Here is a 22,874-nt window from a genome sequence, read left to right on the forward strand (position 1 = left end):
GCGGGCGGTCGGTCAGTGGGTCGCTGTGAACTGCGCGTGATCGGCGGTGAGGTCGAGGTAGGCCTGCTCGAGCGAGGCGCGCTCGTCGGACAGTTCCAGCAGGGGGACCCCCTCGCGGGATGCGAGGATGCCGAGCCGCTCGGCCTGTATGCCCTCTACGGTCGATCGCCCGTCGGCCGAGGTCACCAGCTCGAAGCCGTCCCGGGCCAGCGCGGCCCCCAGTCGGACCGGGTCGGAGGTGCGCAGGCGCACCCGGGGGGTGCTGCGGGCGTCGATGAACTCCTCCATCGAGGTGTCGGCCAGCAGCCTGCCCTGTCCGAGCACGATCAGGTGGTCGGCCAGCGCCGCGGTCTCCGACATCAGATGGCTGGAGACCAGGACGGTGCGTCCGTCGGCGGCGAGGGAGCGCATCAGTTCGCGGATCCAGATGATGCCCTCGGGGTCGAGGCCGTTGGTGGGCTCGTCCAGCAGGAGTACACCGGGGTCGCCCAACAGCGCGGCGGCGATACCGAGGCGCTGGCGCATGCCGAGCGAGAAGGACTTGATCCGCCGCTCGGCGACGGAGGCTATGCCGGCCTGCTCCAGGACCGCGTCCACCCTGCTCGGGGGGATGCGGCCGGCGGCGGCGAGCAGGCGGAGGTGGTCGCGGGCGGTCCGCCCGCCGTGGGCCGCCTGGGCGTCCAGGAGGGCGCCGACCCGGTGCAGCGGGTCCGGCAGGTCGAGGTAGTGCCGGCCACCGATCGTGGCCGTGCCGGATGTGGGCCGGTCCAGGCCCAGGAGCAGGCGCATCGTGGTGGACTTGCCCGCGCCGTTGGGACCCAGGAATCCGGTGACCCGCCCGGGCAGTACATCGAAGGTGAGGCCGTCCACCGCACGGTGGGTGCCGTATCGCTTGGTGAGTTCTCGGATCTCGACGCTGTTCATGGCTCAAGACTCGCCGCCGGCCCCACCCCCCTCCCTCCCCCATGCGAGGGTGGCGTCTCCCCCACGTGGGGGAGACGGCCGCGAACAGGGCGCTGTCACCATGGAGTCATGAACCGACTGCTGCGCGCCCCGTTCCAACCGGTGACCTATTCACGCTGGTTGCACCTCTGCGTGCCGCTGCTGCTCCTGGCCGTATGGATGTTCATCATGCCCCGGTGGCCCTGGGTGCCGCTGCTGCTCGTCCTGCCGTTCGGGCTGGTGCCCTGGGTGCGCCTGGCGGAAGGTCTGCAGGCGCGATTCCTGCTCACGCCGTACGACCGCGACTCCTCCGACAGCGCCATAAGCCTCGCTCCGTCGGCCCACTGGGGGGACCGTTGGCGCACCGTGCTGTGGCTGGAGACGCGGATGGTCATCGCGGTCGGTGCGTTCGGCGCCACCGTCTGGCTGTCGGCGATGGCGGTGGAGCTGGTCGCCCTGGCGATCGGGCATCCCCTGGGGTCGGACCTCTTCCTGCCGTTCGTACCGGGGCGCTGGGCCGCCGCGCTGCTGGTGCCCGTGCCGTTGGTCGTCCTCATCGCCATAGTGGCCCTGCTCGGCGAGTTGATCACCGCGGCCGCCACCCGCCTGCTCAGCCCGTCCGCCGCCGAGCGACTGACCGCGCTGGAGGCACGCACGGAGCAACTGCTGGAACGCACCCGCATCGCGCGGGAACTGCACGACTCCATCGGACACGCGCTCACCGTGGCCGTCGTACAGGCGGGCGCGGCCCGCGCCGCGGGTGATGCCGCCTTCACCGATCGGGCACTGTGCGCGATCGAGGAGACGGGTCGGGCCGCGCTGGAGGATCTGGAGCGGGTGCTGGCGGTGCTGCGGGAGTCGGGACAGCCGCCGTCGCAGTGGCCGACGCTGGCGGAGGCCGACCGGCTGCTGGAGTCGGCCCGGGCCTCGGGCTCCGCTGTGGACGCGCAACTGACAGGACCACTGGAGAAGTTGCCGGGCCCGGTCACCCGGGAGGGTTACCGGATCCTGCAGGAGGCTCTGACCAATGTGCTGCGCCACTGCGGTCCCGTACCGGTGCGTGTGCGGGTGGGGATGGCCGCGGGCCGGCTGGACCTGGAGGTGACCAACCCCCTGCCGGAGCGCCCCGCGGTCACGGTCGGCGGGGGCAGCGGGCTGCGCGGTATCCGGGAGAGGGCCGCACTGCTCGGCGGGGAGGCCGAGACCGGTCTGCACGAGGGGGGTTGGAGAGTGCGCGCCCGGCTGCCGCTGGAGCGAATACGCTGACCGGATGCCGGTTACCGTACTGCTCGTCGACGACGAGCCCCTGGTGCGTGCGGGTCTGCGCGCCGTCCTGGACTCCCAGCCCGACATCGAAGTGGTGGGTGAGGCGGCCGACGGAGCCTCCGTGATCCCCCTGGTCCGGCAGTTGCGGCCGGACGTGGTGGCGATGGACGTGCGGATGCCGCTCCTCGACGGGATCGAGGCGACGCGTGCGGTGCTACGGACGGTGGACTCCCCTCCGAAGATTCTCGTGGTGACCACCTTCGAGAACGACGAGTACGTCTACCAGGCGCTGCGGGCCGGGGCGGACGGGTTCCTGCTGAAGCGGGCCCGGCCGTCGGAGATCGTGCACGCGGTTCGGCTGGTGGCGGAGGGTGAGACGCTGCTCTTCCCGGCGGCGGTGCGGGCCCTGGCCGCCGAGTACGGGAACCGGCAGGCGCGGGCGGTGCTGGAGCGGGCCGCCCTGACCGAGCGGGAGGAGGCGGTCCTGCGGCTGATGGCGCGGGGGCTCACCAACGTGGAGATCGCCGCCGAGCTGATCATCGGTACGGAGACGGTCAAGTCCCACGTCAGCGCGATCCTGGCGAAGCTGGGGGCGCGGGACCGGACCCAGGCGGTGATCACGGCGTACGAGTCGGGGTTCGTCTCCCCCGCATGAGGGAAGGTCTGCTTCCGGCCGATGGGGGGCTGCTTCTCGCCGACGCACCATGCGGGCAGTACGATCCGGCTGACAAGCTCGCTACCTGGGAGGACACACGTTGGGGCAGCTGACCGGCGGGGACCCCTCTCTGCTCCGGCGGATCAATTCCGCCGTGGTGCTGCGCGCACTGCGGACGGCCGGATCGCCGACCCTCACCGACCTCACACGGCTGACCGGCCTCTCCCGGCCGACCGTCGAGGGTGTCGTGGAGGGGCTGATCGCCACCGGGCTCGTGGTCGAGGCGGAGGCGGAGGAGGGCGCGCGACGGCAGGGCCGTCCGGCCAGGCGGTTCCGGTTCCGGACCGAGGCGGGGCACCTGCTGGGCATCGAGATCGGCTCGCACCGGATCGCGGTGCTGCTGTCCGGGCTCGACGGTCGTGTCATCGGTGCCGGTACCAAGGACGTCGCGGAGACGGCGTCCGCCGATGAGCGGCTGGAGAAGGTACGTGCGGCCGTCGCCGATCTGCTGCGCCGTGCCGGGGTGCCACGGGACTCACTGCGGGCGGTGGGCGTCGGCAGCCCGGGGATCGTGGAGGCGGACGGCACGGTCCGCCTGGGTACCGCGCTGCCCGGCTGGACCGGGCTGCCGCTCGGGGAGCGGCTGCGGCGCTCGTTCCGCTGCCCGGTGCAGGTGGAGAACGACGCCAACGCGGCTGCGGTCGCCGAGCACTGGAAGGGTGCCGCGCGGGACACCGGCGACATGGTGTTCGTGATGGCCGGGCTGAGTCCCGGCGCCGGCTCGCTGATCGGCGGCAGGCTGCACCGGGGCTTCGGTGGAGCCGCCGGCGAGATCGGCGCCCTGCACCTGCTGGGCCGCGAGGTCACGCCCGAGCGGTTGCTGTCGACCACGGGTGAGCCGCTGCATCCGCTGGACGAGCCCGCCGTCGCCGAGGTCTTCGCGATGGCCAAGCGGGGTGACGAGCGGGCGGTGGCCGCCGTGGAGCGGTTCCTGCAGCGGCTGGTGCACGACGTAGCGGCGCTGGTCCTGGCGATGGATCCGGAGCTGGTGGTCGTCGGCGGCTGGGCGGCCGGCCTGGACGGGGTCCTGGAGCCGCTCCGCCAGGAACTGGAGCGCTACTGTCTGCGCCCGCCGAGGGTGGCCCAGTCGATGCTCGGCGAGGCGGCGGTGGCGACCGGCGCCCTGCGGCTCGCGCTGGACCACGTCGAGGAGGAGCTCTTCGCGGTGGAGAAGACGGTCACGGCCCGCCGCTGACCCCACCGTGCTTACGGTCCGGCACGACGCCGGCACGGCCTCCTCGGGGCGCCCGACCTCATCGGGCGACCCGAGGGCGATCGCCGCGGTCGCCGCGGTCGCCGCGGCCGGATTCCGTGTCAGTCGGTCCAGACGTCCCACCACTGCTGCGACTGGAAGTTCTTCTGCCACAGCTGGACCCGGGCTCCGTTGCCCACGACGTTCGCGTCGCGGTCCATGACGATGTTGCCGCCCCCGTAGAAGCGGGCGTTGTAGAGGGCGCGGTCGCCGGACGGGTGGGACCAGCTCTGCTGGGGGGTGTTGTTGCAGTCCCAGATCTGCACCTTGGTGCCGTTGCGGCCACCGCCGTTGAGGTCGGCGTCCAAGCATTTGCCGGGGAAGCGGTAGCTCTCCAGCGCGCCGTTGTTCCAGAGGTACCAACGCTGCTGGGTGGAGCCGTTGCACTGCCAGATCTGGACGACCGTGCCGTTGCCGCCGCCGTTCGCGTCCACGTCCAGACACTGCGTGGTGGGGCGTTTGGCGAAGTCGTTGGTGATCCGCACGGGCTGGTTCAGTAATCGCTGCGGCGCGGGGGCCGCCACGCCGGCTTCCGGAACGGTCCAGTGCACGGGCCGGGGCACGCTCCGGTCCGGACCGGCATACGTACCGGTGGGGTCTGCTTCGGCGGTTCCGGCGAGAGCGGTGGCGAGGACCGCGACGGTGGCTGCGGAGACCGCCACCGATCGAATGATGCGAGGCACGTTCTTTCCCTCCTGGCTCTTCGGATGCGTGCGGGCGCAGCGGCAGGCCGGGGTGCCACGATGGTGCGAGTGCCGGTGCCACGGGCCGGGAGAAAGCTGACCACAGCCCGAGCCCTCCCTGTCAGGGCGCCTATCGGCCAATGCAGATCGCCGCCGTCGGCGAGCCGACGGCGGCGATGAGCGGAAAGCGGCGAAGGGTCCGGTCAGGAGGCGACGCGCGGCTCGTGGGTGATCTCGACATTGCCCGAGTCGCCGAAGGTGAGGCGGCAGGTGTCGGCGCGGTAGGTGGCCACCGAAACCGCCGCCGTGCCCGCGGTGGTGAAGTAGCGCGTGGTGACCAGGAGCACCGGGGCGCCGGGCAGGCGGTCCAGTTCTTTGGCGTCGTCGGCGCGGGCGGAGCCGAGCTCCACCGAGCGGTCCTGACCGTCGAGCACCAGCCGCTGCAGTTCACGCAGGACGGCGCGGGCGCGGGCCGGGCCGGCCGGGGCCTCGATGGCGGGCAGTCCGGGCACCGACGCGGCGGGGACGTGGAGCAGTTCGGCGGCGACGGCCTGACCGTGGGTGACCCGGGTCCGGCGCACTGTGTGCACCGGCTGGTCGGCGGCGAAGGCGCCACCGGTTCCGAGGAGTTTCGACACCGCGGCGGTCGGCAGGGTCTCGGCCGCGTCCACCGGCTCCCAGCCGTCGACGCTCTCGCCGGGCCAGCTGTGCTGCGCGCTGCCCACGGCGACGCCGACGCGCGGCGGGGCGACGGTGGTGCCCACGCCACGGCGGCGCTGCAACCGGCCTTCGAGCTCCAGTTGCTCCAGCGCCTGACGCAGGGTCGCGCGGGCGACACCGAAACGGGCGGCGAGCTCACGCTCGTTGGGCAGCACCTCGCCGACGGCGAAGTCCTGGTCGAGCGCCTCGCTGAGGACGGTCTTGAGGTGCCAGTACTTCGGCTCCGGTGCCGTTTCGAGCTGCGTGGTCCCCACCCTGACTCCTCCTGCCATCGCCGCACTCGCCGTGTGTTCCAGCGGCAGTTCCGCGCCTTTGTTTATTAAAGGTTCCTGCACTATCCCTGCGACGATAGGACGGCACACCCCCTTGGTCAAGACCAATGCTCGTACCTTTGCCGGGCAGAACGGGCATATGTATCAAGCCGTTCATGGGATGTTCTCGTGGGCACGGAAGGCTTGTAGTCAAGGGCTACCGGACGGTAATCATGGCGGTAGGCATTACTGACATCCTGTCTCGCACGCGTCCAACCGACGAGGAGCAGCATGACCGCCACGGTCTCCTTCACGATCGATTCGCCGCTCGGCCCCCGCCCCACCACCATCGCCTACGAGCGCAAAGGTGCCGGCGAACCCCTTCTCCTGCTGCACGGCATAGGCCACCACCTGCAGGCCTGGCACCCGGTGATCGACATCCTGGCCGCCGAGCACGACGTGATCGCCGTCGACCTGCCCGGTTTCGGCACGTCGGAGCCCCTGCCCCAGGGGGTTCCGTACTCCCTGGATACGGTGGCTCCGGCTCTCGGGGCCCTCTGCACGGCCCTCGGTGTCGAGCGGCCGCACGTCGCGGGCAATTCGCTCGGCGGTCTGCTCGCCCTCGAAATGGGCCGGAGCAACCTCGTCCGTTCCGTCACCGCCCTCTCCCCCGCCGGGTTCTGGACCGAGGCCGAGCGTCGCTACGCCTTCGCCACCCTCCTCGCGATGCGCGCCGGCGCCAGGGCGCTACCCCTGCCCGCCGTCCGGCGGCTCTCGCGCACCGCCGCCGGTCGCGCCGCGCTCACCGGCACCATCTACGCCCGCCCCGCCCGCCGTCCGGCCGAGGCGGTCGTCGCCGAGACCCTCGCCCTGCGCGATGCCACCGGGTTCGAGGACACACTGGCCGCCGGCGGCTCCGTACGCTTCACCGCCGACGTGCCCGGCATGCCCGTCACCATCGCCTGGGGCACCCGTGACCGGCTGCTGCTGCGCCGCCAGGGCATCCGCGCCAAGCACACGGTCCCCGGCGCCCGGCTGGTCCGGCTCCCGGGTTGCGGCCACGTCCCGATGAACGACGATCCGGCGCTCGTGTCCCGGGTGGTGCTGGACACGGCCCGCAGCGCGCGGCTCGTGGCCGCCTGAAGGACGGGCCCGGACCAGCCGAACATCTGAACAGGTGAACGAATGAGCGGCTGACGGCTGTTCATCCGGGGTTCGCGTGGGCGACGCGGCCGGGCCGGTGTGCGACGGCACTCTGGTCCGACCCGTCCTCGCCGGCCCCAGGAGACGTACCGATGGCATCGATCCCGCACACCCGACGGTCCCTCATCGGCGGGTCCCTCGCCCTGTCCTCCGCGCTGATCGCCGCCCCGGCGCTCGGCGTCCCCGCCTTCGCGCGCTCCGGCCGGCCCGCCGCGCTCTGGGGCGTCCAGTCCGGCGAGATCACCGCCCACTCGGCCACCGTCTGGACCCGTTCCGACCGCCTGGCCCGGATGTACGTCGAGACCTCGCCGAGCGAGTCGTTCCGCTACGCCGTACGCCGCCACCGCGGCCCGCTGCTCGGCCCGTCGAGCGACTTCACCGGCACCACCGTGCTACGCGATCTGCCGCCCGGCCGGCAGATCCACTACCGGGTCCTCCTGACCGACCCCGACGACCCGCGCCGCGCCTCCGCGCCGGTCCACGGCACCTTCCGCACCACCCCCGTCTCCCGCCGTCACGACGTGCGCTTCCTGTGGTCCGGCGACCTGGCGGGCCAGGGCTGGGGCATCAACCCCGATCTCGGCGGTTACCGCGTCTTCGAGGAGATGCGGCTGCGCGACCCCGACTTCTTCCTCTTCAGCGGGGACACCATCTACGCCGACGGGCCGATCAACGCCACCGCGCCGCTGCGCGACGGCAGCCTCTGGCGCAACGTCACCACCGAGGAGAAGGCGAAGGTCGCCGAGACCCTCGCCGAGTTCCGCGGGAACTTCCGCTACAACCTGCTCGATCGCAACCTGCTCGGCTTCAACGCCCAGGTCCCGGTCCTCGCCCAGTGGGACGACCACGAGGTGCGCAACAACTGGTACCCCGGCCAGCTCATCGACGACCCCCGCTACACCGTCAAGCAGGCCGACGTCCTCGCCGCCCGCGCCCGCCAGGCCTTCGGCGAGTACTTCCCCGTCACCGACCTGCGCGGCGGCCGCGCCGAAGGCCGGATGTACCGGGTGATGCGGTACGGCCCGCTGCTCGACGTCTTCGTCCTCGACATGCGCACCTACCGGAACGCCAACTCCCCCGGCACCCAGGCCGAGGACCCCATCGGCATCCTCGGCCCCGAGCAGCTGGCCTGGATCAAGCGCGAACTGTCCCGCTCCCGCGCCACCTGGAAGGTCATCGCCGCCGACATGCCACTCGGCATCGTCGTCCCCGACGGGGCCGCGAACTTCGAGGCCGTCGCCCAGGGCGACCCCGGCGCTCCGCTGGGTCGCGAGCTCCAGATCGCCGAGCTCCTGCGGCACATCAAGCACCAGCGCATCACGGGCACCCTCTGGGTCACGGCCGACGTGCACTACACCGCCGCGAACCACTACGCGCCGGAGCGGGCGGCCTTCACCGACTTCGCGTCGTTCTGGGAGTTCGTCTCCGGCCCGATCGGCGCCGGCGGCTTCCCGGCCGGACGACTCGATGCCACCTTCGGCCCGGAGACGGCCTACGTGCAGTCGGCCCCCTTCGCCAACATGTCACCGTCCGAGAACCCGCCGTACTACGGCGAGGTCGACATCGACGGCGGCAGCGGGGAGCTCACCGTCCGCCTGCGCCGCCAGGGAGGAAACGTGCTCTTCACGCGGACCCTCCAGCCCGGGCGTGTGGGCCAGTGACGCCCGGAGGCCCCGCATCCGGCGGACGGATCAGCCCCGTCGGACCTACGAGCCGGAAACGCGCCGGAAAACTGGGTGAAATCGGCCAGATGGACACTTAACCAGTCGGTCACAGATCGTTCGTGATCACGCAACACCCCTACGCCACAGTGGTGTGCATGACTGACCGTAACCCCGCCCCCGCCCACCGTCCCCACCGTCACCACTGGCGCCGTGACGTCGTCGAACTCGCCGCGATGTTCTGCGCCGTCGCGGTCGCCGACGCCATCGCCAATCTCGTCGTGCACGGCCCGAGGGGCCCTGTCCTGCTCGTGGCCTCGGCCGTCGCACTCCTGGTGACGGCGGCCTTCCACACCTGGTGGGCCCGACGCCACAGCCATGCGCCCCCGCCGCCGAGCACGGCCCCCACCGATCCGGAGCGGCTCCCGTCGGCCGGCTCCGGCGCACCCGCGACATCGACGGCCACCGCGAACAGCACCAGCACCAGCACCAGCACGAGCACCAGCCTCTGGAGGATGCGCACGACCGTACGGGACGAGCCGGGCTCCCTGGCCGCCCTCTGCACCGCCCTCGCCCGCAACGGCGTCGACATCCTGACCCTCCAGACGCACCCGCTCCCCGAGGGCGGCACCGTCGACGAGTTCCTCCTGCGCGCCCCGCAGGAGCTGCCCTCCGCCGACCTCGGCCGGGCCGCCGCCCGGGCCGGCGGCCACAGCACCTGGATCGAGCGCGCCGACGCCCACGACCTGGTCGACACCCCGACGCGGGTCCTCGGCCTCGCCACACGCACCGCCCTCGACGCCGCCGAGCTGCCCCTCGCCCTGCGTCAGCTGCTCGGCCGCTGCACGATCCACTCGATCCCGGCGACCACCCTCTCCGGCCGCCCCAACACCGGCGCGGACGCCCCGGTCGAAGGGGTCCTGGAGGCCACGGTCATGCGGCTGCGCGACCCCTCCGGCGGTGCGATCACCGTGGAGCGTCCCTACCTGCCCTTCACCCCGACCGAGTTCGCCCGGGCCCGTGCCCTCGTCGAGCTCGACGCCCGGCTCGGCCCCCGCGTCCCGCGCAGCCAGGACGTACTGACCCTGCCCGAGGGCAACGAGATCACCGTCCGCCGCGCCGACGGCTCCGACCTGCCGGCGGCCCGCGCCATGCACGACCGCTGCTCGGAGCGCACCCTGTCGCTGCGCTACCACGGCCCCGTCAACGACGCCGACCGCTACCTCGGCCATCTGCTGAGCCCCCGCTTCGGCCGCACCCTCGCCGCGACCACCGCCTCCGGCAAGCTCGTCGCCCTCGGTCACCTGCTGTGGGACGGGGACGAGACCGAGGTCGCCCTGCTCATCGAGGACGACTGGCAGCGCCGCGGCATCGGTTCCGAGCTGCTGCGCCGGCTCCTGGCGATGGCCGTCGAGGCCGGGTGCGACAGCGTGTACGCCGTCACCCAGGCCTCCAACACCGGGATGGTCGCCGCCATGCGCGGCCTCGGTCTGCCCCTCGACTACCAGATCGAGGAGGGCATCCTGGTGATCACGGCCCGGCTTGACGCGACCCCGGTCAACTCCCGTCCGCCCTACGCACCGCCCTACGAACTCCCCCGTGAGCTCCCGCACGAACTCCCCCGCGAGCAGTCGGCACCGCGCCACCGCCGCTGAACGCTCCGTCCGGACCGGGACCCCGACCGGGGTACCGGCTCCGGCGGGAGCGGCGGTTCCGGCGGAATCCGGCCAAGCTGCGCGCACACGGCTCCCGACGACCCTCCTACCGCAGACGCGAAGTGGCTTGTCGAGTACGGTGGTTGAAGATTCTTCGCACGGATCACCGACACCGCTCCGGCCCTCGTCAGCAGTCCGGCGGCATTCGGTGATGACGGGAACCCGTCTCGCATACGAAGATGTCCGCATGTCAGAGACCCTCCACAACGGCAGTGCACCCCGGCTGCCCCGCCAGGTGGCCGACGCGTACGTCGACGACCTCATCGCCCTCGACCCGATCACCGGTACCTACCTGGGTGTCGCCGCGAGTTCGAGCAAGCTCCCGGACTTCTCCCCGGCGGGCCGTGCGGCCCTGGCCGAGCTCATCCGCGAGACCCTCACGGCCCTCGACGCCGCCGAGTCGGTACCCGGAGCCGACAGCGACGCCGAACGCCGCTGCGCCCGGCTGCTGCGCGAGCGCCTCACCGCCGAACTCGCCGTGCTGGAGGCCGACGAGGACCTGTGCGCGGTCAGCAACATCCACAGCCCCGCGCACTCCGTCCGTGAGATCTTCTCCCTGACCCCCGCCGACACCGACGAGGACTGGGCGGCGATCGCCGAGCGCCTGCGGGCCGTACCCGCCGCCTTCGACGGCTACCGCGAGAGCCTCGGACTGGGCCTGGAGCGCGGCCTGTACGGTGGCCCCCGCGCCACCACCACCATGATCGGCCAGCTCACGACCTGGGTCGGCCAGGACGGCACCGAGACGCCCTTCTTCGAGGGCTTCGTCTCCGCCGGTCCGGACTCCCTGCGCGCCGAACTCGACTCCGCGGCCGCGGGTGCGACCGCCGCCGTCGTCGAACTCCGCGACTGGATGAGCGCGGTGTACGCCCCGGCCGTCGAGGGCAAGCCCGACACCGTGGGCCGCGAGCGCTACGCCCGCTGGGCGCGCTTCTTCAACGGCACCGAACTGGACCTGGAAGAGGCCTACGCCTACGGCTGGTCGGAGTACCACCGGCTGCTCGCCGAGATGAAGTCCGAGGCGGCCAAGATCCTTCCGGGGGCCGGCCCCTGGGAGGCGCTGAAGCACCTGGACGAGCACGGCACGCACATCGAGGGCGTGGACGAGGTCCAGGCCTGGCTCCAGGGCCTGATGGACGAGGCCATCGAGAACCTCGACGGCACCCACTTCGAACTCGCCGAGCGCGTACGGAAGGTGGAGTCCCGCATCGCCCCGCCGGGCGGCCCCGCGGCGCCGTACTACACGTCCCCCTCGGAGGACTTCTCCCGCCCGGGCCGCACCTGGCTGCCCACCATGGGCCAGACCCGCTTCGCCGTGTACGACCTGGTGTCCACCTGGTACCACGAGGGCGTGCCGGGCCACCACCTGCAGCTCGCGCAGTGGACGCACGTGGCGGACCAGCTCTCGCGCTACCAGGCCACCGTCGGCATGGTCAGCGCCAACGCCGAGGGCTGGGCGCTGTACGCGGAGCGACTGATGGACGAGCTGGGCTACCTCAAGGACGCCGAGCAGCGCCTGGGTTACCTGGACTGCCAGATGATGCGCGCGGCGCGGGTCATCGTGGACATCGGTATGCACGTGGGTCTGGAGATCCCGGCGGACTCGCCCTTCCACCCGGGCGAGCACTGGACCGTGGACCTGGCGCAGGAGTTCTTCGGCCTGCACAGCGGCCGGCCGGCGGACTTCGTCGAGAGCGAGCTGACCCGCTACCTGTCGATGCCTGGGCAGGCCATCGGCTACAAGCTGGGCGAGCGCGCCTGGCTGCTGGGCCGGGACAACGCGCGTGCCGCGCGGGGCGACGCGTTCGACCTGAAGGCCTGGCACATGGCGGCGCTGTCGCAGGGCTCGCTGGGTCTGGACGATCTGGTGGACGAGCTGTCGAAGCTCTGACGGCTCCCCGACGACGGACGACGGACGGGCCGCTCATCCTCGGGGATGGGCGACCCGTCCTCGTCCGCGCCGTGGGACGCACACCTCAGCAGCCGCAGTCGTCGGAGTCGGTCGGCGCGGTCAGCGGGTCGGCCTCGGCGCGCTGCCGGCCGCCCTGCCAGGTCTCGACCTCGAAGCCCTCGCGGATCCAGTACTCGATACCGCCGAGCATCTCCTTCACCTGGAAGCCGAGTTCGGCCAGGGCGAGGGCGGAGCGGGTGCCGCCGTTGCAGCCGGGGCCCCAGCAGTACGTGACCACGGGAATGTTCTTGTCCAGGATCCGCTCGGCCTGCTCGGGGACGAGGGCGGTGGGCAGGTGGACGGCGCCGGGTACGTGGGCCTGGTCCCAGGACGGGGTGGAGCGGGAGTCGACGAGCTGGAAGCCGAGCTCGTGGCCCTGCTCGCGGTGGGCCTTGAAGGCGGCGGCGACATCCGAGACGTCCGCGTGGAAGGCCAGGCTCGCGGAGAAGTACGCGGCGGCAGCGGCCGGGGAGGCCGGGGGCACGCGGAGCACGGGGTTGAGGGTGGCCGGGGCGGGTGCCGGGGCGGGGGCGGTGGCGTGTCCGGTGGCGGGTGCGGTGTTCTGCGTCGTCGTCATGGCAAGAAATCTACGATCTGTTGATCACCGTCGGAAGTGGCTTTCCCCGGCCTTTTCCTTGTCCGACCGGGGAATCCCCTGCTAGACCTGCACCATGACCGACTATTCCCCTGACGCCACCGACTGGCGGATCCTCGAAGCCCTCCAGCGGGACGGGCGCGCAAGTTTCACCGAGCTCGCCCGCTCCGTGTCCATGTCCGCGAGCGCCGTCACCGAGCGGGTCCGCCGACTGGAGGAGAGCGGCATCATCACCGGCTACACGGCGGTGGTGGATCCGGAGAAGCTCGGCAAGTCGATCCTCGCGCTGGTCCGGCTGCGCTACCCGCACGGGAACTACAAGCCGTTCCACGACTTCTTGGAGGCGGCCCCCGAGATCCTGGAGGCCCACCACGTGACCGGGGACGACTGCTTCGTCCTCAAGGTCGCGGCGCGCTCGATGGCGCACCTGGAGGAGGTCACGGGCCGGATCTCGGGCCTCGGACCGGTGACGACGAGCATCGTGTACTCCTCGCCGCTGCCCCGCAGACCGCTCAGCCCCTGAGCCTTCAGTCCGTGAGCCCTCACTCCTTGAGCCTTCAGTCCGTGAGCCCCTCACTCCTTGAGCCTTCAGACCGTGAGCCCTCAGTCCGTGAACGCCGCCGTCCGGTGGCGCACCACGGAGCCACCGCGCTGCTTGACGATCTCCAGCTGGGCCTGGACGCGGGTCCGCAGGTCGGCGACGTGGCTGACGATGCCGACGCTGCGGTCCCGCTCGCGCAGCGAGTCCAGGACGTCGAGCACCTCGTCCAGCGCCTGGTCGTCGAGGCTGCCGAAGCCCTCGTCGATGAAGAGGGTGTCGAGCCGCATCCCACCCGCCTCGTCCGTCACCACGTCCGCGAGGCCGAGCGCCAGGGCGAGGGAGGCGAAGAAGGTCTCGCCGCCCGACAGGGTGGCGGTGTCCCGCTCACTGCCGGTCCACGCGTCGACCACGTGCAGTCCGAGGCCGGAGCGCCCCCGTCCGCTCGCGCGCGCGTCGGAGTGGACCAGCGTGTAGCGGCCGCCGGACATGCGCAGCAGCCGTACCGTCGCGGCGGCGGCCACCTGCTCCAGGCGGGCGGCCAGCACGTAGGCCTCCAGGCGCATCTTGCGCTCGTTGTCGGCGGAGGTGCCGGCGGTGAGTCCGGCCAGGCGGGCGACCCGGTCGTAGGCCTCGCGCAGTGGGCCGAGCGCGCGCAGTTCCTGCTCGGCCTGCCGGGAGAGCCGGTCGAGCTCCGCGCAGCGCACCCGGGCCGCGTCGGCCGCCGACCCCGCCGTACGAAGCTTCGCCGCGGCGGAGGTCGCACGGGCCTCGGCCGCGTCCGGTGCGGCCGGAGGCAGGGCTGCCGCCTCGGCGGCGCCGGTCTCGCGACGGCGGTCCGCCAGCAGGGCCTCCTCCGTCTGCCAGGCGTCCATCCGGTGTTGGAGCGCCGTGCGTTCGTACTCGGGGAGCACCGCGTCGGCGGCGGCCTCGACGGTGTCGAACCCGGCCTTGAACGAGGCGTCGGCGAGTTGGTCGTCGGCTTCCTTCAGCCGGGCCGCTGTGGCCTCGGCCCGGCGCAGCGAGGTGGCGGCGCCGGAGACCATCCGGACCCGGTCCTCCAGTGTGCGGGCGCGGGCCGCGACGGTGGGCGCGCCGTCCCGTACGAGGGCCAGTTCGGCCTCCAGTCCGGCCTGTTCGCGGTCCAGGGCCTCGCGTCGGGAGGCCCTGGCGGCGGCCCGGGTCTCGGCGCCCTGCCGGTCGGCGCTGCGCGCGGTGTGCTCCCGCTCGGCGCGGGCGAGCTGTTCCCGGGCGGCGTGCAGGCCGGCGGCCGCGGCGTGGGCGGCGGCATGGCGGGCACTCAGGTCGGCGGTCAGGGTGAGCAGTTCGGCGGTGGTGGCGTCCCCGGCGGCGGCCGCCGCCTCGGCGCGGGCCTCCTGCGCGGCGGCGAGCCGGCGCTCGACGGCGGCCCTGGCCTGCTCGGCCCGTTCGAAGTGGGCGTGGGCGGCGTCCTCGGCGGCGCGGTCCACGTGACCGGGGGCCGGGCGGGCCGGAGCGGGGTGCTCCGCGGACCCGCACACGGTGCAGGCCTCCCCCGCGACCAGTGCGTCGGCGAGTTCGGCGGCGATCCCGCGCAGCCGGGCCTCCTTGAGCTCCAGCCAGCGCTCCCGGGCGGCGGCCGAATCCTCGCGCAGGGTGAGCAGTTCGCCCTCGGCGCGCGCCGCGCCGACGTCGAGCTCGTCCCGTCGCCGGGCGGCGTTCAGCTGCATGCGGGCGGGTTCCAGTCGCCCCGCCAGCTGCTCGGCCAGGGTCGCGGCCTGCTGGGCGGCGTCCGCGCGCTCCTGCAGCGCCGTACGGGTCGCCTCCCAGCGCTCCAGCCACTCGGCGGACTCCTGGTGCTGTTCCTCGGCGGCGCGGGACTCCCGTTCCAGGTCGGCCCGTTCGCGGCCGATCTCGGCGCTGCGCTGTTCGGCCCGCTGCGCCGCGCCGAGCGCGCCGAGGGCCTCGCGCAGCCGCTGCTCGACATCGGCGAGCTGCTCGACCCCCGCTTCCTTCAGGGTGGGCGGGAGCTGCGCCCGGGCGGAGGTCTCGGCGTGCGCGGCGGCAAGGTGCGCGGCGGAGGCGGCGCCCCGCAGTTCCAGGGCGGGGGCCACCTGGGCGCCGCGCCGGGCCCGGTCCAGCAGGTCGCGCACGCGGTCCCGTTCGGGCTCGGCCTCGGTCAGCAGCGCGGCCCGTCGCAGGGTCTCCGCGTGTCGGCGCTGCAGCCGGTCGAGCTCCCGCGCGTCCTCGGCGGCCCGCCGGGCGGCGGCGTGCCGGCTCTCGACGGCTGCCAGGGCGTACTCGGTGACGTCGAGGCGTTCCCGGGCCGCGCACCGGGCGACGGCCGCCCAGGCCCGGACGGCTTCGGCGAGTCCGGGGTCGCCCGGCTGGTGGCCGGGCATCGGCCAGGCCCGTAGGTCGGCGCTGTCGCCGGCGGCCTGGGCGAGCCGCTGGGCGGTGTGGAGCACTTTCTCGTCGCCGGCCCGGACCTTGGCCTCGGCGGCCCGGCGGCGCTCGCCGAGCAGCGCCTCGACGGCGGCGAAGCGGCGGGTGTCGAAGAGGCGGCCGAGCAGGCGGCCGCGGGCCGCCTCGTCGGCGCGCAGGAACTTCGCGAACTCCCCCTGGGGCAGCAGCACGACCTGGCAGAACTGCTCGCGGCTCATGCCGAGGAGCTGCTCGATCTCCTCGCCGATCTCCTGGTGGGAGCGGCTGAGCGACTCCCAGCCCTCGCCGGTGTGCTCGCGCAGCCGGCTCTGGGCCTTGTCCTTGGTGGTGCCGGTCCCGCGCTTCTTCGGGCGTTCCTGTTCGGGCCGTCGACTGATCTCCAACCGGCGTCCGCCCGCGGTGAGTTCGAGGGTGACCTCGGTCGGGGTGTCGGCGGCGGCGTGGTCGCTGCGCAGGCTGGTGCCGGGGGCCTGACGGGGGCCGGGCACGGAACCGTAGAGCGCGTAGCAGACGGCGTCGAGCACGGAGGTCTTCCCGGCCCCGGTGGGTCCGTGCAGCAGGAAGATGCCGGCGCCGGACAGGGCGTCGAAGTCGATCTCCTGGGGCTCGGCGAAGGGTCCGAAGGCGGTCACGGCCAGCCGGTGCAGCCTCATCGGTGGGTCTCCCGGTGGCTGTCGTCGGCCCGTACGTCGTCGAAGGCGCCCTGCAGTACGGCCCGTTCGGCCTCGTCGGCGTGGCCGCCGCCGCGCACGTGCGCGACGAAGTCCTCGGCGATCTCCTGGTCGCTGCGGCCCTTGAGCCGCTGGGCGTAGGAGGCGCCGGTCTCCTCCTGGCGGCCCTCGGGGTCGAAGGCGAGGCTGAGGGTGTGCGGGAAGCGTGCGGCGAGGCGGGCCATGGGGTCGTCGGGGCGGACCGGGTCGGTGAGGGTGGCCTCGACCCAGGCGTCCTCGTGCACCTCGTGCGCGGGGTCCCGCAGCAGGTCCTCCAGCGGTCCGCGCAGCCGGGCGAGGGTGCGGGGTACGGGGGTGTCGACGCGCTCGGCGTGGGTGATCTCCCCTTCCGCACCCAGTTCGATCAGCCACATGGTCTTGCGGTGGTCGGCCTCGGAGAAGGAGTAGGCGAGCGGGGATCCGGAGTAGCGGACCCGGTCGTCGATGGTCTGGCTGCCGTGGAGGTGGCCGAGGGCGGCGTAGTCCACGCCGTCGAAGACCGAGGCGGGTACGGCCTCGACCCCGCCGACGGTGATGTCGCGCTCGCTGTCGCTGGCCTGCCCGCCCGTGACGAAGGCGTGCGCGAGGACGATCGAACGGGTGCCGGGCGGACGGGAGGCCAGGTCGGCCCGGATCCGGTCCATGGCGGCGCCGAGGACCGCTTCGTGGCTGACCTTCTCCGCGCCGAACTGCTCCTTGACCAGGGCGGGCTCCAGGTACGGCAGGCCGTACAGCGCCACGTCACCGTGTACGTCGGCCAGGACGACGGGGTCGGCGCAGCCGGCCGGGTCGGTGCGCAGGTGGATCCCGGCCCGGTCGATCAGTCCGGCGCCGACGCCGAGCCGGCGTGCGGAGTCGTGGTTGCCGGAGATCATCACGGTGGGCACGCCGAGGTCGGCGAGGCGGTGCAGGGCCCGGTCGTACAGCTCGACGGCGGGCAGCGGGGGTACGGCGCGGTCGTAGATGTCACCGGCGACGAGGACGGCGTCGACCCCGCGTTCCCGCACGGTCTCGATGAGGTGGTCGATGAAGACCGCCTGGGCGCCGAGCAGGTCGACCCGATGGAAGGCCCGGCCGAGGTGCCAGTCGGAGGTGTGCAGGAACTTCACTCGCCGGCCCCGCCGCGCATGCCGTCTCCCCCTGGTCGTCTCCCGCTCGCTGAACCCCTCTACGCTAACCCGTCCCCGGGGGCGCTCAGGGCGCGTACGTCTCTCCGCCGAGGGTGAGACCGGCGCTGCCCGCGGTGGTGTCGGCGAGCCAGGCCTCGAAGGCGGGCAGGTCGGCCTCCGGCAGGGCCACCTCGATCTCCACCTCGGCGCCGTAGCGCAGGTCCACCACGGTCCGGCCGGTGGAGCGCAGGTCGTTCTGGGTCTTGCCGGCCCGCTGGTGGTCGACGGTGACGGTCGCCAGCCGGTAGCGGCGTCGGGTGACGGTGCCGAGCTCGTCGAGGGCCTCGCCGACGACCCCGCCGTAGGCCCTGATCAGCCCGCCGGCGCCGAGCTTCACGCCGCCGTAGTAGCGGGTGACGACGGCGACCGCGTAGCGGATCTCGCGGCGCATGAGCATCTGCAGCATGGGCACCCCGGCGGTGCCGCCGGGCTCGCCGTCGTCGCTCGCCTTCTGGACCGAGGCGTCGGCGCCGACGACGTAGGCGAAGCAGTTGTGCGAGGCGGTGGGGTGCTCCTTGCGGACGCGCGCGACGAAGTCCTGGGCCTCCTGCTCGGTCGCGGCGGGCGCGAGGGAGCAGAGGAAGCGCGAGCGGTTGATCTCGGACTCGTGCACGCCCTCGCGGGCCACCGTCACGTACTGGTCTGCCTTCACCTCACCACCCTAAGCGGTGCAGAACGGGCCCCTTCCCGCCCCTGGCGGGTTCGGGGCACGGCCTGGGCCCTAGGTTGGCGGGCATGGAACCGCGGGGGTGGAACTACCGGTACGTGGGACCGGTCGAGCTGAGGGCGCTGGTGCGGCCGGAGGGCGGGGGTCGGCGCATCCGCTCGGCCGAGGAGTTCGAGGACTGGGCCTCGGGGCCCGCGGCGGCCGAGCTGTGCGAGCCCTTCACGTTCGTCGTCGACGGTGCCGGTGTGCTGCGGCTCGCGCCACGGCGGAGCGAGCACGTCGTGTGCGCCGGCGGTGGCACCGTGCTGAGCGCCGGGGAGATGACCTTCGGGCGGGAGTTCGGGCGGTGGGTGGTCCGTGAGGTGAGCAACCAGTCGACCGGATACTGCCCGGACACCTGCTCGTGGCCGGCGGTCGCGGACGCCTTGGAAGCGGCCGGGATCGGGCACCCCGGCGGCTTCACGCACGAGGTGGTGTTCCGGAGGTGCCCCGCCTGCGAGCAGCTGAACATCGTCCGGGACGAACACTTCGTCTGTGTCTTCTGCGACGGGGCGCTCCCGCGGGGGTGGAACGTGGACCCGTCGGCCGGGTAGCCGGAGGACTCCCGGGACCGGGGGCGGGGAATCGCGCGCGGGCCGTTCCGGTTGACCCGGCAGAGCGTCGGTCCGAGGCGGCGGGGAAGCCGCGGTCAGGGCCGGTGCGGACGAGAACACCAGGAGGCGGCACACGTGTACGGCGATCCGGCAACCATCCGCAAGATCCTCACCGAGCTGGGCGACACCTGGGCCGTGGTGGGCCTGTCGAACAACCAGGACCGCGCGGCCTACGGGGTGGCCCGTGTGCTCCAGCGGTTCGGCAAGCGCGTGGTCCCCGTGCACCCGAAGGCCGAGACCGTGCACGGCGAGCCCGGGTACGCCTCGCTGGCGGAGATCCCGTTCGAGGTGGACGTGGTGGACGTCTTCGTGAACAGCGAACTGGCCGGTGAGGTCGCCGACCAGGCGGCGGCGATCGGCGCCGACGCCGTGTGGTTCCAGCTCGGCGTGATCGACGAGGCCGCCTACGCCCGTACCCGCGAGGCGGGGCTGACCATGGTCATGGACCGCTGCCCCGCGATCGAGATCCCCGCGCTCTAGCCCACGGACGCGCCCCCGTGCGTGTGCGCGGGGGGCGGCGCCGAGACCGGGGGGACCGACACGGCGAGGGTCATCTCCATCGGCTCGGGGCCGTCGTTGCGGTAGGTGTGCGTGACGTTGGCCTCGAAGGTGGCAGCGGCCCCGGCCGGGACGCGGAACTCCTCCTCGCCGACCACCAGGGTCAGCTCCCCGGCCGTGACGTGCAGCATCTCGATGGTGCCGGACGGGTGCGCGACGGAGTCCGTCCCCTCGCCCGGCACCAGGTGCCAGGTCCACAGCTCCATCGGCCCCCGCTCGTCGGTACCGATGAGCATCGTCGTCGAACTGCCCGCCTCGCTGGACCAGATCCGCACCACCTGGTCCGGCTGGACGATCCGGACCTGCGGGCCCCTGTCGTGGTCGAGGAGCGCGGAGATGCTGACGCCCAGCGCGTCGGCCAGCCTGACCGTGGTGCCCACGCTGGGGTTCGTACGGGCCTGCTCGATCTGGATGATCATCCCGCGGCTCACTCCCGCGCGAGCGGCCAGGGAATCCAGGGTGAAACCACGCTCGCCGCGCCACCGCTTGAGGTTCTGGGCGAGCGCCTGGGTGAGCTGTTCGAGATCCGACACCATTCCGTCCAATATTTTGGATGACACAGTCCAACAGAGTGCACTAACGTGTTCTGTATTCGATGCTGCACTCCAGCGTTCACCGCACTGTACTGCGAGGCCCTCCATGACCGCCCTCTTCGCCCTGGCCACAGCCGTGCTGTGGGGGCTCGCCGACTTCGGCGGCGGGCTGCTGACCCGTCGGATCCCGGCGCTCACGGTGGTCGTCGTCTCGCAGGTCGTCGCCGTGGTCGTGCTCGGCGCGGTGGTCCTCGGCACGGGCGCCTGGCGGGAGGCCGGTCCGCAGCTGTGGTTCGCGGTCGGCGCGGGCCTGGTCGGGCCGATCGCCATGCTCAGCTTCTACAAGGCACTGGCACTCGGCCCGATGGGCGTGGTCTCGCCGCTGGGCTCTCTCGGCGTGGTCGTACCCGTCACCGCCGGGCTGATATTGGGCGAGCGGCCCGGGCTCGGCCAGTTCGCGGGGATCGCCGTGGCGGTCGTCGGCATCGTCCTCGCGGGCGGCCCGGAACTGCGCGGCGCACCCGTCCAGCGGCAGGCCGTCGTCCTCACCCTGGTCGCGGCCTTCGGCTTCGGCGCCGTGATGGCCCTGATCGCGGAGGCGTCCAGCACCATCACCGGGCTGTTCCTCGCGCTGTTCGTGCAGCGGGTCACCAACGTCGCCGTCGGCGGCGCCGCCCTGTGGACACAGACCCGGCGCGGCATACCCGCCCTGCCGGCCGGTACCGGCCCGAAGCTCCTGTGGGGGCTGCTGCCCGCCCTGGCCTTCGTCGGCCTCGCGGACGTCGCGGCGAACGGCACGTACTCCATAGCCGCCCAGAACGGCCCGGTCACCATGGCCGCCGTACTGTCCTCCCTTTACCCGGTGATCACCGCGCTCGCCGCCTTCGCCGTACTCAAGGAGCGACTGCGTACGGTCCAGGCCGCAGGCGCCGGCCTGGCCCTCGCCGGAACGGTTCTGCTGGCCGCGGGCTGAAACGGCGAAGCGCTACTTCTCGGCGTCCGCGAGCGGGGAGTGCGCGAGCCGGGCCTGCACGGGCCGGGCCTGCATGGGCCGGGCCTGTGCCATGCCGGGCTCCGCCGGTCCGGCCTCCGTAAGTTCCGCCTCCGTAAGTTCCGCCTCCGTGAGCCCCGCCTCCGCCCGTTCGGCCTCCGCGAGCTCGGCCTCCGTCAGCTCGGCCAGACCGCGCAGCTGCTCCGGGGTCATCCCGTCCGGGATCGGCACCGGCGTCGGCGTGCGCAGGGGCGGCTGCCAGCCCGTCTCCGGCTGCCAACGCCGTACGACGCGCGCCGGCGCCCCCGCCACCACGGAGTGGTCGGGCACCTCGCCCCGTACGACGGCGCCCGCGGCCACCACCACGTTGCGGCCGAGGCGCGCTCCGGGCAGGATCACCGCGCCCGTGCCGAGCCAGCACCCCGGGCCGATCTCCACGGGCTCGCTGCGCGGCCACTGCCGGCCGACGGGCTCGTGCGGGTCGTCGTAGCTGTGGTTGGTGGACGTGATGTAGACGCCGGGGCCGCAGAAGGTGTTCGACCCGATGGTGATCCGGGCGTCCGCGATGACGTGGCTGTTGCGGCCGATGACCACCCCGTCGCCGAGGATCAGCATCGGCTCGGCGCCCAGGTCGAGGTCCGGCATCATCCCGGCGGTGAGGGTGACCTGCTCGCCGATGATGCAGTGCCCGCCGAGCTCGATCCAGCGCTCACCGAAGACGGTGCCCTGCGGGAAGGCGAGCCGGGTGCCGTCCCCGATCGCCCCGAACCTGAGCCGCCCCGGGGTCTGCGCGGTGACCGCACCGGCCTGCTGCATCCAGCGCCAGCCGGTGTGGACCACGCGGCTCGCCAGCCGGCGGCGCGCGGCCGTCAGAGATGAGAACGTGTTCTGTTTCTTCGGCACCCGGCCACGGTAGTGCGCCGGACCCGCGTCGCCCCGACCACACTCCTGTGATCTTCACCCCATCGCGGGCACGTCGCCGTACGTGGCCTACGGTGCCGTTAGCGCGGCAACCGGACGACAGACGGCAGAGGAAGAGAACATGACGTACCAGGCGGCCCAGGCACTCGTGGCGGGTGTCGGCGGCAAGAACCCGGACATCGACCCGACGGCCTTCACGGCTCCGACCTCGGTCGTGGTCGGCGACGTCACCCTCGCGGCCGGCGCGAGCATCTGGTACTCGGCGGTGCTGCGCGCCGACTGCGGCCCGATCACTCTCGGCGCCGACAGCAACGTGCAGGACAACTGCACGGTCCACGTGGACCCCGGCTTTCCCGTCTCGATCGGCGAGCGCGTCTCCATCGGCCACAACGCCGTGGTGCACGGCTGCACCGTCGAGGACGACTGCCTGATCGGCATGGGCGCGACGGTGCTGAACGGCGCCGTGATCGGCGCCGGTTCACTGGTGGCCGCCCAGGCCCTGGTCCCGCAGGGCATGGTCGTCCCGCCCGGCTCACTGGTCGCGGGCGTGCCCGCCAAGGTGCGCCGTGAGCTGACCGCCGAGGAGCGCGAGGGCATCAAGGTCAACGCCCTGATGTACGTGGAGCTGGCCGAGCAGCACCGCGCCTCGGTGACCCCGGACGCCTAGGCCGTTTCTTACCGATCATCTGATCGTTGGTTGATGTGTGTCGTTGACTGACGCCCAATGGGCACGGATCGAGCCGTTGCTGCCGGACC

21 protein-coding genes are annotated in these 22,874 nt (G+C 72.8%); 12 read left to right on the forward strand and 9 right to left on the reverse strand.

The window, feature by feature from the left end:
- Window positions 1-12: 12 nt before the first annotated feature.
- Complete coding sequence (locus tag ACGFYY_RS31285) at window positions 13-924, reverse strand: ABC transporter ATP-binding protein (RefSeq protein ID WP_393714550.1); 912 nt, start codon at window positions 922-924, stop codon at window positions 13-15.
- Between the two features lie 108 nt (window positions 925-1,032).
- On the opposite strand from ACGFYY_RS31285, the gene ACGFYY_RS31290 reads away from it, so the two are divergent.
- The 3 genes from ACGFYY_RS31290 to ACGFYY_RS31300 all read left to right on the forward strand — a co-directional run bounded on the left by ACGFYY_RS31290 (window position 1,033) and on the right by ACGFYY_RS31300 (window position 4,118).
- Complete coding sequence (locus ACGFYY_RS31290; protein ID WP_393714552.1) at window positions 1,033-2,208, forward strand: sensor histidine kinase; 1,176 nt, start codon at window positions 1,033-1,035, stop codon at window positions 2,206-2,208.
- Window positions 2,209-2,212: 4 nt separating this feature from the next.
- A complete protein-coding gene (locus ACGFYY_RS31295; protein ID WP_329104528.1) occupies window positions 2,213-2,863 on the forward strand; it encodes a response regulator transcription factor in 651 nt (216 codons plus the stop codon).
- A gap of 100 nt (window positions 2,864-2,963) precedes the next feature.
- Entirely contained in the window at window positions 2,964-4,118 is a 1,155-nt protein-coding gene (locus ACGFYY_RS31300) for an ROK family transcriptional regulator (RefSeq protein WP_365275999.1), read from the forward strand.
- A gap of 119 nt (window positions 4,119-4,237) precedes the next feature.
- Here ACGFYY_RS31300 and ACGFYY_RS31305 read toward each other — a convergent pair whose 3' ends face one another.
- Together ACGFYY_RS31305 and ACGFYY_RS31310 are read right to left on the reverse strand one after the other, a co-directional pair.
- Entirely contained in the window at window positions 4,238-4,837 is a 600-nt protein-coding gene (locus ACGFYY_RS31305; RefSeq protein WP_393714555.1) for an RICIN domain-containing protein, read from the reverse strand.
- 224 nt (window positions 4,838-5,061) lie between these two features.
- The gene (locus tag ACGFYY_RS31310) at window positions 5,062-5,832 is read right to left on the reverse strand and encodes a GntR family transcriptional regulator (RefSeq protein WP_393714557.1); all 771 of its coding nucleotides are present in this window, start codon (window positions 5,830-5,832) and stop codon (window positions 5,062-5,064) included.
- 288 nt (window positions 5,833-6,120) lie between these two features.
- Here ACGFYY_RS31310 and ACGFYY_RS31315 point away from each other — a divergent pair, with 288 nt between their 5' ends.
- From ACGFYY_RS31315 to ACGFYY_RS31330, 4 genes are all read left to right on the forward strand, one after another.
- Window positions 6,121-6,972, forward strand: a complete 852-nt coding sequence (locus ACGFYY_RS31315) for an alpha/beta fold hydrolase (RefSeq protein ID WP_393714559.1) — start codon at window positions 6,121-6,123, stop codon at window positions 6,970-6,972.
- A gap of 152 nt (window positions 6,973-7,124) precedes the next feature.
- The gene (locus tag ACGFYY_RS31320) at window positions 7,125-8,693 is read left to right on the forward strand and encodes an alkaline phosphatase D family protein (protein WP_393714561.1); all 1,569 of its coding nucleotides are present in this window, start codon (window positions 7,125-7,127) and stop codon (window positions 8,691-8,693) included.
- A 158-nt stretch (window positions 8,694-8,851) separates the two neighbouring features.
- Complete coding sequence (locus tag ACGFYY_RS31325) at window positions 8,852-10,348, forward strand: GNAT family N-acetyltransferase (RefSeq protein ID WP_393714563.1); 1,497 nt, start codon at window positions 8,852-8,854, stop codon at window positions 10,346-10,348.
- 247 nt (window positions 10,349-10,595) lie between these two features.
- Complete coding sequence (locus tag ACGFYY_RS31330; protein ID WP_393714565.1) at window positions 10,596-12,299, forward strand: DUF885 domain-containing protein; 1,704 nt, start codon at window positions 10,596-10,598, stop codon at window positions 12,297-12,299.
- Between the two features lie 85 nt (window positions 12,300-12,384).
- Here ACGFYY_RS31330 and ACGFYY_RS31335 read toward each other — a convergent pair whose 3' ends face one another.
- Window positions 12,385-12,936: a rhodanese-like domain-containing protein gene (locus ACGFYY_RS31335; RefSeq protein ID WP_393714567.1), complete on the reverse strand. Its 552-nt coding sequence runs from the start codon at window positions 12,934-12,936 to the stop codon at window positions 12,385-12,387.
- A gap of 94 nt (window positions 12,937-13,030) precedes the next feature.
- On the opposite strand from ACGFYY_RS31335, the gene ACGFYY_RS31340 reads away from it, so the two are divergent.
- Window positions 13,031-13,477 carry an Lrp/AsnC family transcriptional regulator gene (locus ACGFYY_RS31340; RefSeq protein ID WP_365275977.1) on the forward strand — a complete coding sequence of 149 codons (447 nt, stop codon included), beginning with the start codon at window positions 13,031-13,033 and terminating at the stop codon, window positions 13,475-13,477.
- An 80-nt stretch (window positions 13,478-13,557) separates the two neighbouring features.
- On the opposite strand, the gene ACGFYY_RS31345 is transcribed toward ACGFYY_RS31340, so the two are convergent.
- The 3 genes from ACGFYY_RS31345 to ACGFYY_RS31355 form a co-directional block, all read right to left on the reverse strand.
- Window positions 13,558-16,569, reverse strand: coding sequence for an AAA family ATPase (locus ACGFYY_RS31345; protein WP_393714570.1), 3,012 nt, complete (start codon window positions 16,567-16,569; stop codon window positions 13,558-13,560).
- Window positions 16,566-17,735, reverse strand: a complete 1,170-nt coding sequence (locus ACGFYY_RS31350; RefSeq protein ID WP_393714572.1) for an exonuclease SbcCD subunit D — start codon at window positions 17,733-17,735, stop codon at window positions 16,566-16,568. The genes ACGFYY_RS31345 and ACGFYY_RS31350 overlap by 4 nt, the downstream gene beginning before the upstream one ends.
- An 85-nt stretch (window positions 17,736-17,820) precedes the next feature.
- A complete protein-coding gene (locus tag ACGFYY_RS31355) occupies window positions 17,821-18,447 on the reverse strand; it encodes a YigZ family protein (protein WP_393714574.1) in 627 nt (208 codons plus the stop codon).
- 83 nt (window positions 18,448-18,530) lie between these two features.
- Here ACGFYY_RS31355 and ACGFYY_RS31360 point away from each other — a divergent pair, with 83 nt between their 5' ends.
- Window positions 18,531-19,055 (forward strand): hypothetical protein, encoded by a 525-nt coding sequence (locus ACGFYY_RS31360; RefSeq protein ID WP_393714576.1) that lies wholly within the window; start codon window positions 18,531-18,533, stop codon window positions 19,053-19,055.
- A 135-nt stretch (window positions 19,056-19,190) separates the two neighbouring features.
- A complete protein-coding gene (locus ACGFYY_RS31365; RefSeq protein ID WP_365279886.1) occupies window positions 19,191-19,595 on the forward strand; it encodes a CoA-binding protein in 405 nt (134 codons plus the stop codon).
- Here the strand turns inward: ACGFYY_RS31365 and ACGFYY_RS31370 are convergent.
- Complete coding sequence (locus ACGFYY_RS31370) at window positions 19,592-20,206, reverse strand: XRE family transcriptional regulator (RefSeq protein WP_365279898.1); 615 nt, start codon at window positions 20,204-20,206, stop codon at window positions 19,592-19,594. The genes ACGFYY_RS31365 and ACGFYY_RS31370 overlap by 4 nt on opposite strands.
- Window positions 20,207-20,312: 106 nt before the next feature.
- Between ACGFYY_RS31370 and ACGFYY_RS31375 the strand changes: the two genes are divergently transcribed.
- Window positions 20,313-21,179, forward strand: coding sequence for a DMT family transporter (locus ACGFYY_RS31375; protein WP_365279883.1), 867 nt, complete (start codon window positions 20,313-20,315; stop codon window positions 21,177-21,179).
- Window positions 21,180-21,191: 12 nt separating this feature from the next.
- Here ACGFYY_RS31375 and ACGFYY_RS31380 read toward each other — a convergent pair whose 3' ends face one another.
- A complete protein-coding gene (locus tag ACGFYY_RS31380; protein ID WP_393714579.1) occupies window positions 21,192-22,100 on the reverse strand; it encodes an acyltransferase in 909 nt (302 codons plus the stop codon).
- A 139-nt stretch (window positions 22,101-22,239) separates the two neighbouring features.
- Between ACGFYY_RS31380 and ACGFYY_RS31385 the strand changes: the two genes are divergently transcribed.
- Window positions 22,240-22,785 (forward strand): gamma carbonic anhydrase family protein, encoded by a 546-nt coding sequence (locus ACGFYY_RS31385; RefSeq protein WP_365279877.1) that lies wholly within the window; start codon window positions 22,240-22,242, stop codon window positions 22,783-22,785.
- Window positions 22,786-22,874 lie beyond the last annotated feature (89 nt).

This window comes from Streptomyces sp. NPDC048331, from assembly GCF_043201215.1.
Lineage (GTDB): Bacteria > Actinomycetota > Actinomycetes > Streptomycetales > Streptomycetaceae > Streptomyces.

Excerpts from the sequence above, each read along its gene's own strand:
- ACGFYY_RS31330 (WP_393714565.1), top strand. The coding sequence starts at position 10,596 with ATGTCAGAGACCCTCCACAACGGCAGTGCACCCCGGCTGCCCCGCCAG.
- ACGFYY_RS31295 (WP_329104528.1), top strand. The coding sequence starts at position 2,213 with ATGCCGGTTACCGTACTGCTCGTCGACGACGAGCCCCTGGTGCGTGCG.
- ACGFYY_RS31360 (WP_393714576.1), top strand. The coding sequence starts at position 18,531 with ATGGAACCGCGGGGGTGGAACTACCGGTACGTGGGACCGGTCGAGCTG.
- ACGFYY_RS31290 (WP_393714552.1), top strand. The coding sequence starts at position 1,033 with ATGAACCGACTGCTGCGCGCCCCGTTCCAACCGGTGACCTATTCACGC.
- ACGFYY_RS31385 (WP_365279877.1), top strand. The coding sequence starts at position 22,240 with ATGACGTACCAGGCGGCCCAGGCACTCGTGGCGGGTGTCGGCGGCAAG.
- ACGFYY_RS31375 (WP_365279883.1), top strand. The coding sequence starts at position 20,313 with ATGACCGCCCTCTTCGCCCTGGCCACAGCCGTGCTGTGGGGGCTCGCC.
- ACGFYY_RS31335 (WP_393714567.1), bottom strand. The coding sequence starts at position 12,936 with ATGACGACGACGCAGAACACCGCACCCGCCACCGGACACGCCACCGCC.
- ACGFYY_RS31285 (WP_393714550.1), bottom strand. The coding sequence starts at position 924 with ATGAACAGCGTCGAGATCCGAGAACTCACCAAGCGATACGGCACCCAC.
- ACGFYY_RS31345 (WP_393714570.1), bottom strand. The coding sequence starts at position 16,569 with ATGAGGCTGCACCGGCTGGCCGTGACCGCCTTCGGACCCTTCGCCGAG.
- ACGFYY_RS31325 (WP_393714563.1), top strand. The coding sequence starts at position 8,852 with ATGACTGACCGTAACCCCGCCCCCGCCCACCGTCCCCACCGTCACCAC.
- ACGFYY_RS31315 (WP_393714559.1), top strand. The coding sequence starts at position 6,121 with ATGACCGCCACGGTCTCCTTCACGATCGATTCGCCGCTCGGCCCCCGC.
- ACGFYY_RS31320 (WP_393714561.1), top strand. The coding sequence starts at position 7,125 with ATGGCATCGATCCCGCACACCCGACGGTCCCTCATCGGCGGGTCCCTC.
- ACGFYY_RS31340 (WP_365275977.1), top strand. The coding sequence starts at position 13,031 with ATGACCGACTATTCCCCTGACGCCACCGACTGGCGGATCCTCGAAGCC.